We start from the raw sequence: 13,563 nt of genomic DNA on the forward strand, positions 1-13,563 counted from the left end.
TCAACTTTAGCGGACTTCCGGAGTACTCGCGAACCGGATTCCGGGGGCGGCCGGTGTGCACCCGGCCACCCCGGTCCGGCGGTCCTACCCCGCCGACGCGTCGGCCTGCTCCCGCTCCTGCTCGGCGCGCACACGCTCCAGCGCGGCCTTGAGGCGCGCGCGCACGCGGTCGCGGCCGAGCAGCTCCAGGGACTCGAACAGCGGCAGCCCCACGGTCCTCCCGGTCACGGCCACGCGCACCGGCGCCTGCGCCTTGCCGAGCTTGAGGCCCTGGGCCTGGCCGACCTCCTCCAGGGCGGTCTTGAGGGCCTCGGCCTCCCAGACCTGCCCGGGGTCGCTGAAGCGCTCCAGGGCGGCCGACAGCATCTCCTCGCCCACGCCGGGCTTCATCGCCTTGTTCCAGGACTTCTCGTCGAAGACGGGCTCGTCCAGGAACAGGAAGTCGACGTTGGGAACGATCTCGCTGAGCACCGCGATGCGGCTCTGGGCCAGCGGCGCGACGGCGCGGAACGCCTTCTCGTCGAAGGCGTCCGCGGGCCAGGGGGTCCTGTCGGGGGCCAGGTAGGGGCGGCACCGCTCGACGAACTCGTCGGCGTCCAGGGCGCGGATGTACTCGCCGTTGAAGGCGCGCAGCTTCTTCTCGTCGAAGAAGGCGCTGGAGCTGTTCACGTCGGAGATGTCGAACAGCGGCTGCATCTGCTCCCAGGGCATGATCTCCCGGTCCTCGCCCGGGGCCCAGCCCAGCAGCATCAGGTAGTTGACCATCGCCTCGGGCAGGTAGCCCTCGTCCTGGTAGGACTCCAGGGCGACCTTGTCGCGGCGCTTGGACAGCTTCTGCCGCTTCTCGTTGACGATGACCGGCAGGTGCGCCCAGACCGGCGGGGTGTGGCCCAGCGCCTCCCAGAGCAGCTGCTGCTTGGGGGTGTTGGACAGGTGCTCCTCGCCGCGGATCACCTCGTTGACGCCCATCTCGACGTCGTCGACCACGTTGGCCAGCACGAACAGCGGGGAGCCGTCGGCGCGCGCGATGACGAAGTCCTCGATGTTGTCGTGGTCGAACTCCACGCGGCCGCGGATCTTGTCGTCGACCACGGTCGGCCCGCCGCCGGGGACGCGGAAGCGCAGGGCGCGCCCGGCGCCCGGCTCCAGGCCGCGGTCGCGGCAGAAGCCGTCGTAGCCCAGGTGGGGGTTGCCGCGGCGCTCCTGCACCTGCTCGCGGGTGCAGTCGCAGTAGTAGGCCTTGCCGCCGGAGTAGAGGCGCTCGGCGGTCTCCTTGTGCTTGTCGGCGTAGGCCGACTGGAAGTAGGGCCCCTCGAAGTGGGGGTCCGCCTCGGAGATGCCGAGCCAGGCCAGGGCGCTGATGATGCCCTCGGTCCACTCGGGCTTGTTGCGGGCGGCGTCGGTGTCCTCGATGCGGAGCACGAACCGGCCCTCGGGCGTCTGCTGGGCCAGCGCCCAGTTGAACAGTGCGGAACGGGCGCCGCCGACGTGGAACATGCCCGTCGGGGACGGCGCGAAGCGAACGCGAATCGAAGTCTCACTCACCCGCCCAAGCCTATCGGCGCAGGATGCGGCCCCAGGGCGGCGAAGCGGCACCGCCCCGGGGCCCACGGCTGCGCGCGGGCGCGCCTCACCCCTGCGCGAGAGGGCCGATGTCCTCGGGGAGCGGCCGGTCGACCTCGGCCGGTTCGATGTCGCCCTCGGCGTTGTCGGTCACCGCCGGATCGCGCACGATCTCCAGCCCGCCGTCCTCGTAGCGGGTGATGAAGCCCCCGGCGAACCCGCCGCGGTCCTCGGCGGTGGAGGAGAAGGGCACCAGGCCGGGCCCCGCCCCGTCCATCGACTCCAGGGCCTCGATGAGCGATGCGCGGGTGGGGTCCTCCCCCGCCGCCTCCAGCGCCTGCACGAACATGACCGCCTGCACCATGCCGTAGACGGTGGTGTTGCTGATCGGGGCGTCCCCGCCGTACTCGTCGTAGACCCCGCGGAGGAAGTCGACCCACGGGTCGTCACCGTCCAGTTCGACCGGAGGGAGGTAGCCCAGCGTCATCAGCCCGTCCAGGAAGTCGTCGGGTTCGCCGCCGGAGCCGGACTCCTCGGTGAAGGACGACAGCAGCCCGCGCAGGGTGACCGTGTCGCCGCCGATGCTGCTGGTGATGAACTGCGGGTCGTAGCCGGTGCGGGCCGACTCCAGAAGCGCCAGCGCCACGTAGTTGGGGATGCAGGCGCAGACCACCACCTCGGCCCCCTCCCGCTCCAGCCCGGCGATCTGGGCGGACAGGTCCTCGGCGCCGGACTCGTAGTGCTCCACGGCCACGGACTGGTCGGACAGGTACATGTCCAGGCCCCGCTGGGAGTCCACGCCCACGTCGTCGTTCTGCAGCAGGTAGCCGACCTCGGCGTCCCCGAACTCCTCGGAGACGTACTCGCCGAGGATCTTCGACTCCTTGGTGTAGTCGACCTGGTAGCCGTAGGTCAGCGGGTACTTCTCGGGGTCGTTCCACATCAGCGCCCCGGAGGAGGGGAACAGGTCGGGCACGCCCTCGGTGTTGAGGAAGTCGACGACCTTGGAGTGGGTGGGGGTGCCGAGCCCGCCCACCATGGCGAAGATCTCGTCGTCGTGCACCAGGCCCCGGGTGACCTCGACGGTGCGGGTCGGGTCGTAGGCGTCGTCCTCGGCGATGTACTCGATGGTGCGCCCGTGCACCCCGCCGTTGGCGTTGACGAAGTCGTACACCGCCTGGGCGCCGACGGAGATCTGGCTGTACCCCGGGGCGGCGGGCCCGGTCAGGGGCATGTGCGCGCCGATGGTGACGGTGTCGTCGGTCACCCCGGTGGAGACGTCGAGGTCGGCCGCCTCCTGGTCGCCGGTCTGCCCGGCGCCGGTGCACCCGGCCGCCAGCAGGGCCAGGGCCAGGGCGGCGGCCGCCAGGGGCCGTGCCGCGCGTGTCGGATCGGTTCTCATCGTGCTTCTCCCGTCTGAAGGGGGGTGCGGAAGCGGCGGCCGAGGGCGGCCAGGGCGCCGTGCACGCCGCGCGGCCAGGCCAGGACGACCGTGATCAGGACGGCGCCGAAGAACACCACGGGCAGGTTGTTGCGCACGTCGGTGTCCAGGTGCAGGGCGTGGGCGAGCTCGGTCCCGGCGACCTCCACGTAGACGATGGCCAGCGCCGCCCAGAAGGCGCCCCACAGGCTGCCCAGGCCGCCCAGGACGAGCGCGGCGAGCAGCACCAGGGACAGCGTCAGCGCGTAGGTGGACGGGGTGGCGGTGCCGAGCACGTAGGCCTGGCAGGCCCCGGCCAGGGAGCCCGCGCCGGCGCTGATCACGAACGCGGTGACCCGCGCGCGGCCGACGGGGATGCCCGACAGCGCCGCGGCGGTGGGGTCGTCGCGCAGCGCGCGCAGGTGGCGGCCGAGGCGCCCGCGGGTCGCCGTGGCCAGCACCACCAGCCCGAGGAGCGCGGCCGTCCAGACCACCAGCGCCCGCCACTGGGTGTCGTCGACCAGGCCGGACAGGGCCGGGGGCGCGCCGATGGCCGTGAACGCCAGGCCGTTGGCGCCGCCCAGCAGGTCCGGGAAGCGCAGGGCGACGGCGGGCAGGCCCACCGCCAGCATCAGCGTCGCGCCCGCCAGGTAGGGGCCGTGCAGGCGGGCGGTCGCCGCGCCGACGGCCAGGCCGGCCAGGCACCCGGCGGCGCAGGCGGCGGCCATGCCGGCCGCCAGGGGGACGGCGGGCAGGTTCACCACCAGCAGGGCCATGGTGTAGGCCCCGACGAACATGAAGGCGCCGTGGCCCAGCGACACCTGGCCGCTGGTGCCCACGAGGAGCTGCAGCCCGGCGACGGCGAGCAGGTGCAGTCCCACGTCGGCGACGCGCAGGTCGGTGACGGGGCCGGTGGCCGCGGTCAGGAGGGCCACGGCGGCCAGGGCCGCGAGCGCCCACAGGCCGTGGCGCAGGAGCGGGTGGGTGGACGGGGCCATGGTCAGACCTTTCGGGCGGCGGCCCGGGAGAACAGGCCGTCCGGTTTGAGGGCGAGCACGGTCAGCAGCACCACCAGGGCGGCGAGCGCGGTCAGTTCGGGGCCCACATAGCCGGTGACGTAGGACAGCAGCACGCCGACGGCCAGGCCCCCGGCCACGGCGCCGAAGGGGTTCTCCAGGCCGCCCGCGACGGCGGCGGCGATGGCGAACACGAAGACCGCGTCGAAGGCGTTGGGGGTGAGGAACGGCGGCGCGGCGAGCATCCCGGCCAGCGCGCCGATGGCCGAGGCCAGTGCCCAGGCGCCGGCCAGCACCGCGCCCACCCGCACCCCGGACAGGCGCGCGGCCTCGGGCCGGATGGCGGCGGCGCGCATGCGCAGCCCGGCGGGGGTGAAGCGGTACAGGGCGAACAGGGCGAGGGCCACGAGCAGGACCGAGGCCAGGGCGAAGGCGTCGGCCGGGGAGAAGCGGCCGCGGTAGTCCAGCGGGTAGGCGAAGGACAGCGGCTCGTTGCCCCACACCATGCCCACGGCGCCCTGCAGGACCATCAGCAGGCCGAGGGTGGCGATGATGGGGCTGAGCGGGGAGGCGTTGCGCAGCGGGCGGATGAGCAGCCGTTCGGTGCCCGCGCCCAGCAGGCCGCCGGCCGCGAGCGCCGCGGCGAAGCCCGCCCAGTAGGAGCCGGTGGCGGCGGTGACGGCGTAGGCCAGGTAGGCCGAGACCAGCGCGAAGGCGGGCTGGGCGAAGTTGAGCACCCGGGTGGCCTGGTAGATCAGCACCAGGGACAGGGCCAGGGCGGCGTAGACGGCGCCGGAGGCCAGCCCGTTCAGGGTGAGGTCGGCGAAGTGCTGCATGGTCGGCTCCCTCACAGACCGAGGTAGGCGGCGCGGACGCGGGGGTCGCCGAGCAGGTCGGCCGATGGGCCCTCGGCGGCGACGGCGCCCTGGTCCAGGACGTGGGCGCGGTCGGCGGCGCGCAGCGCGGTGCGGGCGTTCTGCTCGACGAGGACGACCGTCAGGCCGGTGCGGGACCGCAGGTCCTGGAGCAGGTGCATGATGCGGCGGGTGATCAGCGGCGCCAGGCCGAGCGAGGGCTCGTCCAGGAGGACGACGCGCGGCCCGGCCATCAGCGCCCTGCCGATGGCGAGCATCTGGCGCTCGCCCCCGGAGAGGGAGGAGGCCGAGCGGGTGCGGCGCTCGCGCAGGGGCGCGAAGAGGTCGTAGACCTCGCCGAGCGCGGCGGCACGGGCGGCCCGGCCCCGGCGGACCAGGCCGCCCAGGCGCAGGTTCTCCTCCACGGTGAGCTCGGTGAGCACGCCGCCGCCCTCGGGCACGTGCAGCAGGCCGCGGCGGACCAGCTCCTCGGCGGGGGCGCCGGTGACGTCCTCGCCGAAGAGCAGGACGCGGCCGGAGCGGGGCGGGTGGAGTCCGGAGGCGGCGCGCAGGAAGGTGGTCTTCCCGGCGCCGTTGGCGCCCAGGACGGCGTGCAGGGCGCCGGGGGCGACCTCCAGGTCGACGGCGTCGAGGGCGCGGACGGCGCCGTAGTGGACGGTGAGGCCCTCGGTGCGCAGGGCGGGGTCAGCGGCCATCGTGGGCCTCCCCGGGGCCGCCGGGGGCGAGCAGGTCGCCGTCGTCCTCGGGCGGCCCCAGGTAGGCGCGCTCGACGGCGGGGTCGGCGCGCACCTCGTCCGGTGTCCCGTCGGCGATCACCCGGCCGAAGTCGAGCACCACGACGCGGTCGCACACCCGCATGACCAGGTCCATGTGGTGCTCGACCAGGAGCACCGACCCGTGGGCGCGCATCATCCGCACCCGCTCGGCCAGCTCGGAGACCTCGTCGGCGGCCAGTCCGGAGGCGGGCTCGTCGAGCAGCAGCAGCTCCGGGAAGCAGACGCAGGCGCGGGCCAGGGCCACGCGCTTCTGCACGCCGTAGGGCAGGGTGCCGGGCAGGGCGTGGGCGGCGTCGGCGACGCCGAACTCGTGGAGGGCGGCCTCGGCCCGCCCGCGCACCCGGCGCTCGTCGCGCGGGGCGCGGCCCAGGCCGGTGAGCATGCCGGGCAGGCCGCCGGTGGCCAGCGGGTCGGCGCCCACCATCACGTTCTCCAGCACGGTCATCCCGGGGAACAGGCCCAGACCCTGCAGCATGCGGGAGATGCCCAGGCGCGGCAGGTGGTGGGGGCGGTGGCGGCGGAGCGGGCGGCCGTGCCGCCGCAGGGTGCCCTCGCGGGGGCGGACGACGCCGCTGACCGCGTTGAACACGGTGGTCTTGCCGGCGCCGTTGGGGCCGATCAGCCCGACGACGCTGCGGTGGGGCACGTCGAAGGTGACGCGGTCGAGTGCGGTGAGGCCGCCGAAGGCGACGGTGAGGTGCTCGACCGACAGGACTGGGCCGTCCATGGGCTCCTCTCGGGTCGCGGCGCGCGGCGCCGGGGGAGTCCGCGACACGACCGACCATCCGGTCGGTCGGGGATCCGCGAGACCCCCGCCCACCGGCGCCGACGCCGTCGCGGCTGCCTCGAACGCTAGTCGCGGCGGCGGTGGGCCCGGAAGGTCCGCGGGCGCAGACCGGTGGTTTCCCTGACCCCCGTCACGCGTGCGCGGAGACCACGACCCCGTCGGAGTAGTCGCCCTTGTGCCACCCCTTGTCGGCGCGGACCTGGAAGGTGTACTCGGAGCCGGGTTCGACGTCCTCCAGGGCCCAGGTGCGCACGTGGGCGGGGAGCGGCCGGGCGCGCGACCAGACCTGGTCCGCGCCTTCAGGTCCCCCTTCCCCGCGCTGCTTCCAGCGCACGCGGTAGGTGGTCGCTCCCGGGACGGGATCCCAGGTCACGACGGCGCCCTGGCCGGGGACGAGTTCGGCGGCCGGCTCGGGGGCCGCCTGCGGCCCGAACTCGGTCTCGGGGAGCGGGCGGGGGTAGGCCGCGCCGTAGCCGAACTCGGTGTGCAGGGCGTCGGCGAAGGCGGCCGCGATCTTGAGCTCGCCCCGGGCGTTGGGGTGGGTGCCGTCGTAGGTGTCGCGGTCGGGGACGTAGGACTCGGCGTCGGCGATGTCGAGGTGGACGACGCGGGCGCCGGCGCGGGACTCCTCTTCGGCGATGGCGTCCAGGCCGGAGTTGTAGGCGCCGGCCTTGGCGGAGAAGGAGGGGTCGTCCACTCCGCGCTGGGTGGGGAGGACGCCGGACAGGACCACCTGGGGCGGGTCGTCGCCCTTGCGCGCCTCGTCCAGGAGGCCCCGGACCCGCTCGTGCATGCGGTCGGGCCCAGCACCCAGCCAGCCGAGGTCGTTGATGCCGAGGAGGACGAGGAGGACGTCGGGGTCGTACTCGGCGACGGTGCCGCCGATCTCCCGGGAGGCGTCGTCGAGGGTGCGGCCCCACATGGCGTCGTGGGCGGTGTCGAAGCCGGGGTCGGCGTAGCCGTCGTGCTCGTCCTCGCCCTCGGTGGCGCGGTTCTCGACCCCGTCGCGCGGGCCGACGAACTCCAGGCCGGGGTCGGTGTCGGAGAGGTGGTTCCAGAGCCGGTAGCGCCAGGTGAGGTCGCCGGTCCCGCCATGGGTGAGGGAGTCCCCGACCGCCATGACCCGGACCCCGCGCCCGCCGTCCCCGAGCGGAGCGGCGCCCCCGGGGCCGGAGGCCCCGCCCCCGTCCTGCGCCCCGTCGCTCCCGCACCCGGCCACGAGGACGACGGCGAGCACGGCGGAGAGCACAGCGGCCGGGACGGCGGACACCCGGCCGCGGAGGCGGTTCGGAACCGGCATCGGGAGACCTCTCAACGCGGGACCAAGCGACTGACCTAGGCGAACACCGAGGAATGCCGCATACAGGACTACCCGCCAAAGATCACGCGCAGGCCACTGCCCGGACGCACGGCCAGGGCGATATGTGAGGCATGTCACTCGGGCTGTGCGTTTCCGGCGCACCAGTGGGAAAATTACCTTCTGAGGATTGAAGGGCGAGGAAGGAAACCTTCACCAGGAGGGGCGCACGCATGGCCAGTACCGGGACCGACCACCAAGGGCTCGACCATCGGGGACTGCGGGACGAGCTCGCCGGGTTGGCGACCGAGGCGCGCCGGGACGACCTCGCCGACATCGACCGGATGGCCACGGCGGACATCCTGCGCACCATGAACGCCGAGGACGCCAAGGTCCCCGCCGCCGTCGCCGACGCCGTGCCCGCGCTCGCCGCCGCGGTGGACGCCGCCGCCGAGCGCATGCGCCGCGGCGGGCGGCTCATCTACGCCGGCGCGGGCACCGCAGGGCGCCTCGGGGTGCTCGACGCCTCCGAGTGCCCTCCCACCTTCGGCACCGACCCCGCGCAGGTCGTCGGGCTCATCGCGGGCGGTCCGGGAGCCATCGGAACCGCCGTGGAGGGCGCCGAGGACGATACCGCCGCGGCCGCCGCCGACATCACCGGCCTGGGCGTTGGGCCCAACGACACCGTCGTGGGCGTCTCGGCCTCCGGGCGCACCCCCTACGCCGTGCAGGCCGTGCGCACCGCCCGCGCGGCCGGGGCGCTGACCGTCGGCGTCTCCTGCAACCCCGGCTCCCCGCTGGGCGCCGCCGCCGAGCACCCCGTGGAGGTCGTCGTCGGCCCCGAGCTGATCGCCGGGTCCACCCGGCTCAAGGCCGGGACGGCGCAGAAGCTCGTGCTCAACATGCTCTCCACCGTCGTCATGATCCGCCTCGGCAAGACCTACGGGAACCTCATGGTGGACCTGCGCGCCACCAACGAGAAGCTGCGCGCCCGCTCCCTGGGCATCGTCGAGGCCGCCACCGGCGCCTCCCCCGAGGACGCCGAGGCCGCCCTCACCTCCACCGGCGGCGCGGTCAAGGAGGCCATCCTCGTCCTCGCCGCCGACGTCGACGCCGCGACCGCCGTCCGCCTGCTGCGCGACAGCGACGGGCGCCTGCGCGAGGCCATCGCCGCCGCCCCCTGAGGCCACGGCGCCCCCCGGTTGAAAGGAGCCCCCCATGTCCGACCGGTCCGGCCCCGGCACCGCCCCGAGGCCCGAGGACACCGCCCGCGCGCTGCTCCCGCTCGTCGGCGGCGCCGCCAACGTCACCTCGGTGGCGAACTGCATCAGCCGCCTGCGGCTCGGCCTGGCCGACCGGTCGCGGGTCCGCGACGCCGACGTGCGCGCCCTGCCCGGCGTCCTCGGCGTCGTCGAGGACGACACCTACCAGGTGGTGGTCGGCCCCCAGGCGGTGAACGCCGTCGCCGCCGCCTTCGGGAGACTGGTGGAGGAGGAGAGAGCAGGCGACGGAGAGCAGGGCGGGACGGATACGGCCGAGGAGCTCGCGGAGCGGGGCGCGGCCATCCGGGCCGCCAACAAGCGCCGCAACGCCACCCCCTTCAAGCTCTTCCTGCGCCGCATCGCCAACATCTTCGTCCCACTCATCCCCGCCCTCATCGCCTGCGGCATCATCGCCGGGGTCACCGGCCTGCTGCGCAACCTCGGCTGGCTGGAGGGCGCCGTCCCCGCGCTCACCGCGATCAGCTCCGGCTTCATGTCGCTGATCACCGTGTTCGTCGGAATGAACGCCGCCAAGGAGTTCGGCGGCACCCCCGTGCTGGGCGGCGCCGTCGCCGCCATCATCCCCTTCGCCGGGGTCGCCGACGTGCAGGTCTTCGGCACCGCCCTCTCCCCCGGCCAGGGCGGCGTGCTGGGCGCCCTCGGCGCGGCGGTGCTGTGCGCCTATGTGGAGCGCCGGGTGCGCCGCCACATGCCCGGCACCCTGGACGTGCTGCTCACCCCCACCATCGCGGTGCTGGTGGCGGGCCTGGCCACGGTCTTCGGGCTGATGCTGGCCGCCGGTGCCCTGTCCGAGGCGATCGGGGCGGGGGCCGATTGGCTGCTGGGGACCGCGGGAGCCTTCGCCGGGCTGGTGCTGGGCGGGCTCTTCCTGCCGCTGGTGATGCTCGGCCTGCACCAGGCCCTCATCCCCATCCACACCACCCTCATCGACCTGGAGGGCTACACCACCCTGCTGCCGATCCTGTCCATGGCCGGTGCCGGGCAGGTGGGCGCGGCGCTGGCGGTCTACCGGCGCTTGAAGCACGACGCGGGCATCCGCGCCACCGTCCGCTCCGCCCTGCCCGCGGGCCTGCTGGGCGTGGGCGAGCCGCTCATCTACGGCGTGACGCTGCCGCTGGGCCGCCCGTTCATCACCGCCTGCGCGGGCGGCGCCGTCGGCGGCGCGTTCGTGGGGCTGATGGGCCAGCTGTGGGCGACCACCGGGTCGACCGCCATCGGCCCATCCGGGTGGGCGCTGTTCCCGCTGGTGCAGGGCAGCGCCGGGATCGGACCGGCCGTGGCGGTCTACGGCGGCGGGCTGCTGGTGGGCTACGTCGCCGGGTTCGTGCTCACCGCGCTCTTCGGATTCCCGAAGGGGGCGGCGCTCCCGGCGGAGGCGGTCGAGGAGGCGGTCGCCCCCGGGTCTACTCCCGGGTGACCACGGGGTTGGACAGCTCGCCGACCCCCTCCACCGCGACGCTGACGCGCTGCCCGGGCTCGACCGGCCCGACCCCGGCCGGGGTGCCGGTCAGGATGATGTCCCCGGGCAGCAGGGTCATGAAGGAGCTGACGTAGGAGATCAGCTCGGGGATGGGGTGCATCAGGGCCGAGGTGCGCGCGTCCTGGCGCACCTCGCCGTCCACGGTGGTGGTGATGCGCAGGTCGGAGGCCTCCTCCACGGTCAGGCCGGTCTCCACCCACGGCCCGACCGGGCAGAAGGAGTCGAACCCCTTGGCCCGCGTCCACTGCTTGTCGGTGCGCTGCAGGTCGCGGGCGGTCACGTCGTTGGCGACGGTGTAGCCGAACACCATCTCCTTGGCGCGCTCCACCGGCACCTCTCGGCCCATCCGCCCGATGACCACGGCCAGCTCGCCCTCGTACTCCACCTGCGAGGAGGCCGCCGGGTAGAACACCGGGTCGCCCGGCCCGGTCACCGCGGTGGAGGGCTTGAGGAAGACCACCGGCTCGGCCGTGGCCCCGCCGGTCACGTGCTTCATCTCCTCGACGTGGTCGGCGTAGTTCTTGCCGATGCACACCACCTTGCTGGGCAGCACCGGCGACAGCAGCCGCACGTCCTCCAGCTTGGCGCGCTCCCCGGTCAGCTGGATGTTGCCGAGCAGGGGGTGCCCGCTGATGCGGGACACGAACTCCTGCCCGCTCTCGGCGTCGGTGTCGACCAGGCCGAACCCGACGTCGTCCCCGGAAGAGAATCTCGCGATGCGCACGGCTGCCCTACCTAGCCTTCATTGGGGAGAACACGACCCGTCCGAGGGTACCGAGCCGCACGGCGCGGGCGCGCACGCCGTTCCCGGAACCGCTGAACGGTCGGTGCGCGACCGTTCAGGCGCACTTACCCTTTGCGGTATGACCGACTGGGATCTGCGCAAGCTGCGGGTGCTGCGCGCGCTCGGTGAGCACCGCACCGTCCGGGCCACCGCCGAGGCCTTGAACATGACCCCCTCCGCCGTGTCCCAGCAGCTCGCCGGGTTGTCCCGGGAGACGGGGGTGCAGCTGCTGGAGGCGCACGGGCGGCGGGTGCGCCTGACCGACGCCGCCCATGTGCTGCTGCGCCACGGCGACGCCGTCTTCGCCGAGCTGGAGCGGGCCGAGGCCGAGCTGGAGGCCTTCGCCCGCGGCGAGGCCGGGCGGGTGGCCGTGGGCGCGTTCGCCACCGCGATCCCGGCGCTGGTCGTCCCGGCCGCGGCCGACCTGCGGCGGCGCTGGCCCGACCTGGCGGTGCGGGTGCGCGAGGCCGAGGCCGCCGAGGCCTACGAGCTGCTGGCCGCCGGGGAGGTGGACCTGGCGCTGTCGCTGGCGGCCGACGCCCCCTCCCCGCGCGATGCCACCTTCGAGCGCACGGTGCTGCTGGCCGACCCGCTGCGGGCGGCGCTGCCCGCGCACCACCGGCTGGCCGCCGCGCCCGGGCTGCGCCTGGCCGACCTGGCCGAGGAGCCGTGGATCTTCGGCGACTCCGGGCCGTGGCGGCAGATCACCGAGCACGCCTGCGCGGCGGCCGGGTTCACCCCCGACCAGGCGCACTCGGCCGCCGACTGGTCGGCGGTGCTGTCCCTGGTGGAGGCCGGGATGGGGGTGGCGCTGGTGCCGCGGCTGGCGGCCCCGGCGGCCCGGCCCGGGGTGGCCGTGCGCGAGCTGCGCGCCGACCGCCCGCTGCGGCACGTGGTGGCGGCGGTGCGCGCGGGCGCGGGCGGGCGGCCGCGGCTGGCCCGGGTGCTGGGGGCGCTGCAGCGGGCGGCGGCCGAGCACGCCGAGGGCCCGGCGCAACCGTTCAGTGATCATGAACAGTCTGAACAGTAATCGTCGATGGACACGAAAGATCGTCCGGGAGCACACTGGGGGACGTACGCGTCTTGAACGGTACAAAATTCACATCCCCGACAGTGAGGAGCACCGTGGCCGAGGCCCCGACCGATCCGCACGCCCACGACGCCCGGCCCTACTCCGGCGGCGACCCCTGGGCCGACTACCGGAGTACCGAGCACGCCTTCACCGGCCTGGTCGACCTGGCCGACCGCCGCCTGGGCGGCTCCGTCGTGGCCGCCAACGACGAGTTCTTCGCCCACCGCGAGAACCTGCTCAAGCCCGGGCCGGCGGAGTTCGACCCCGAGGCCTTCGGGCACAAGGGCAAGGTCATGGACGGCTGGGAGACCCGGCGGCGGCGCAACACCGCCGAGGAGCCCTTCCCCGGCGACGGCGCCCACGACTGGGCGCTCATCCGTCTGGGCCTGCCCGGCGTGGTGCGCGGCGTGATGGTCGACACCGCCCACTTCCGCGGCAACTACCCCCAGCAGGCCTCGGTCGAGGCCGTCTGCCTGCCGGGCACCCCCTCCCCCGAGGAGCTGCTCGAGGCCGAGTGGACCGAGATCGTTCCCCGCTCCCAGCTGCGCGGGCACGCCGCCAACGGGTTCGCCGTGGACAGCGAGCGGCGCTGGACCCACCTGCGCCTCAAGCAGTACCCCGACGGCGGCATCGCCCGCCTCCGCGTGCACGGCGAGGTCGTCCCCGACCCCGAGTGGCTGTCCGCCCTGGGCACCTTCGACCTGGCCGCGCTGGAGAACGGCGGCGTCGTCGAGGACGCCTCCGACCGCTTCTACTCCCCGCCCGAGAACACCATCCTCCCCGGCCGCTCCCGCAAGATGGACGACGGCTGGGAGAACCGCCGCCGCCGCGTCCGGGAGAGCAACGACTGGGTGCTCTACCGCCTGGCCGCGCACGGCGAGGTACGGGCGATCGAGATCGACACCGCCTACCTCAAGGGCAACGCCGCCGGGTGGATCGAGGTGTCCTTCGCCGACGCCGCCAAGGGCGACCTGTCCGACCCGTCGGTGTGGACGACGGTGCTGCCGCGCACCCGCCTGCAGCCCGACTCCCCGCACCGGTTCCTGCTCGACGGGGCGCCCCAGGCCACCCACGCGCGCATCGACGTCTTCCCCGACGGCGGGTACTCGCGCGTGCGGTTCCACGGCAGCCTGACCCCCGCCGGCCTGGAGGCCCTGCGCGCCCGCCGCGCCAGGCACTAGGCCGCCCCTTCCGGCGCGGCCGCCGCCCT

At 74.4% G+C, this 13,563-nt stretch carries 12 protein-coding genes; 4 read left to right on the plus strand and 8 right to left on the minus strand.

From position 1 onward, the window contains the following. Nucleotides 1-84 precede the first annotated feature (84 nt). The 7 genes from gltX to O4J56_RS16725 form a co-directional block, all read right to left on the minus strand. The gene (gene gltX / locus O4J56_RS16695; protein WP_270686793.1) at nucleotides 85-1,545 is read right to left on the minus strand and encodes a glutamate--tRNA ligase; all 1,461 of its coding nucleotides are present in this window, start codon (nucleotides 1,543-1,545) and stop codon (nucleotides 85-87) included. An 85-nt stretch (nucleotides 1,546-1,630) separates the two neighbouring features. Next, nucleotides 1,631-2,965 carry an ABC transporter substrate-binding protein gene (locus O4J56_RS16700; RefSeq protein ID WP_270686794.1) on the minus strand — a complete coding sequence of 445 codons (1,335 nt, stop codon included), beginning with the start codon at nucleotides 2,963-2,965 and terminating at the stop codon, nucleotides 1,631-1,633. Beyond that, the gene (locus tag O4J56_RS16705; protein ID WP_270686795.1) at nucleotides 2,962-3,981 is read right to left on the minus strand and encodes a branched-chain amino acid ABC transporter permease; all 1,020 of its coding nucleotides are present in this window, start codon (nucleotides 3,979-3,981) and stop codon (nucleotides 2,962-2,964) included. Before O4J56_RS16705 ends, O4J56_RS16700 begins: the two co-directional genes overlap by 4 nt. 2 nt (nucleotides 3,982-3,983) lie before the next feature. After that, nucleotides 3,984-4,835, minus strand: coding sequence for a branched-chain amino acid ABC transporter permease (locus O4J56_RS16710; RefSeq protein ID WP_270686796.1), 852 nt, complete (start codon nucleotides 4,833-4,835; stop codon nucleotides 3,984-3,986). Nucleotides 4,836-4,846: 11 nt separating this feature from the next. Continuing rightward, nucleotides 4,847-5,569: an ABC transporter ATP-binding protein gene (locus tag O4J56_RS16715; protein WP_270686797.1), complete on the minus strand. Its 723-nt coding sequence runs from the start codon at nucleotides 5,567-5,569 to the stop codon at nucleotides 4,847-4,849. Continuing rightward, complete coding sequence (locus O4J56_RS16720) at nucleotides 5,559-6,377, minus strand: ABC transporter ATP-binding protein (protein WP_270686799.1); 819 nt, start codon at nucleotides 6,375-6,377, stop codon at nucleotides 5,559-5,561. The genes O4J56_RS16715 and O4J56_RS16720 overlap by 11 nt, the downstream gene beginning before the upstream one ends. A 190-nt stretch (nucleotides 6,378-6,567) precedes the next feature. Further along, a complete protein-coding gene (locus O4J56_RS16725) occupies nucleotides 6,568-7,737 on the minus strand; it encodes a GDSL-type esterase/lipase family protein (RefSeq protein ID WP_270686801.1) in 1,170 nt (389 codons plus the stop codon). Between the two features lie 230 nt (nucleotides 7,738-7,967). Between O4J56_RS16725 and murQ the strand changes: the two genes are divergently transcribed. Both murQ and O4J56_RS16735 read left to right on the plus strand, forming a co-directional pair. After that, nucleotides 7,968-8,918 carry an N-acetylmuramic acid 6-phosphate etherase gene (gene murQ, locus O4J56_RS16730; protein WP_270686803.1) on the plus strand — a complete coding sequence of 317 codons (951 nt, stop codon included), beginning with the start codon at nucleotides 7,968-7,970 and terminating at the stop codon, nucleotides 8,916-8,918. A gap of 34 nt (nucleotides 8,919-8,952) precedes the next feature. Further along, nucleotides 8,953-10,434 (plus strand): PTS transporter subunit EIIC, encoded by a 1,482-nt coding sequence (locus O4J56_RS16735; RefSeq protein WP_270686804.1) that lies wholly within the window; start codon nucleotides 8,953-8,955, stop codon nucleotides 10,432-10,434. Here the strand turns inward: O4J56_RS16735 and O4J56_RS16740 are convergent. Then, the gene (locus tag O4J56_RS16740) at nucleotides 10,421-11,221 is read right to left on the minus strand and encodes a fumarylacetoacetate hydrolase family protein (RefSeq protein ID WP_270686806.1); all 801 of its coding nucleotides are present in this window, start codon (nucleotides 11,219-11,221) and stop codon (nucleotides 10,421-10,423) included. The two genes, O4J56_RS16735 and O4J56_RS16740, sit on opposite strands and share 14 nt — an antisense overlap. 139 nt (nucleotides 11,222-11,360) lie before the next feature. Here O4J56_RS16740 and O4J56_RS16745 point away from each other — a divergent pair, with 139 nt between their 5' ends. Both O4J56_RS16745 and alc read left to right on the plus strand, forming a co-directional pair. After that, on the plus strand, nucleotides 11,361-12,311 hold the full coding sequence (locus tag O4J56_RS16745) for a LysR family transcriptional regulator (RefSeq protein WP_270686807.1): 951 nt from the start codon (nucleotides 11,361-11,363) through the stop codon (nucleotides 12,309-12,311). 95 nt (nucleotides 12,312-12,406) lie between these two features. After that, the gene (alc, locus tag O4J56_RS16750) at nucleotides 12,407-13,534 is read left to right on the plus strand and encodes an allantoicase (protein WP_270686808.1); all 1,128 of its coding nucleotides are present in this window, start codon (nucleotides 12,407-12,409) and stop codon (nucleotides 13,532-13,534) included. Nucleotides 13,535-13,563: the final 29 nt, after the last annotated feature.

It is taken from the genome of Nocardiopsis endophytica (assembly GCF_027706725.1).
Taxonomy (GTDB): Bacteria; Actinomycetota; Actinomycetes; order Streptosporangiales; family Streptosporangiaceae; genus Nocardiopsis_A; species Nocardiopsis_A endophytica.

What these genes read in the sequence shown, in the direction of transcription:
- O4J56_RS16700 (WP_270686794.1), bottom strand. Translation starts at nt 2,965, where the DNA reads ATGAGAACCGATCCGACACGCGCGGCACGGCCCCTGGCGGCCGCCGCC.
- O4J56_RS16705 (WP_270686795.1), bottom strand. Translation starts at nt 3,981, where the DNA reads ATGGCCCCGTCCACCCACCCGCTCCTGCGCCACGGCCTGTGGGCGCTC.
- O4J56_RS16710 (WP_270686796.1), bottom strand. Translation starts at nt 4,835, where the DNA reads ATGCAGCACTTCGCCGACCTCACCCTGAACGGGCTGGCCTCCGGCGCC.
- O4J56_RS16715 (WP_270686797.1), bottom strand. Translation starts at nt 5,569, where the DNA reads ATGGCCGCTGACCCCGCCCTGCGCACCGAGGGCCTCACCGTCCACTAC.
- O4J56_RS16720 (WP_270686799.1), bottom strand. Translation starts at nt 6,377, where the DNA reads ATGGACGGCCCAGTCCTGTCGGTCGAGCACCTCACCGTCGCCTTCGGC.
- O4J56_RS16725 (WP_270686801.1), bottom strand. Translation starts at nt 7,737, where the DNA reads ATGCCGGTTCCGAACCGCCTCCGCGGCCGGGTGTCCGCCGTCCCGGCC.
- murQ (WP_270686803.1), top strand. Translation starts at nt 7,968, where the DNA reads ATGGCCAGTACCGGGACCGACCACCAAGGGCTCGACCATCGGGGACTG.
- O4J56_RS16735 (WP_270686804.1), top strand. Translation starts at nt 8,953, where the DNA reads ATGTCCGACCGGTCCGGCCCCGGCACCGCCCCGAGGCCCGAGGACACC.
- O4J56_RS16745 (WP_270686807.1), top strand. Translation starts at nt 11,361, where the DNA reads ATGACCGACTGGGATCTGCGCAAGCTGCGGGTGCTGCGCGCGCTCGGT.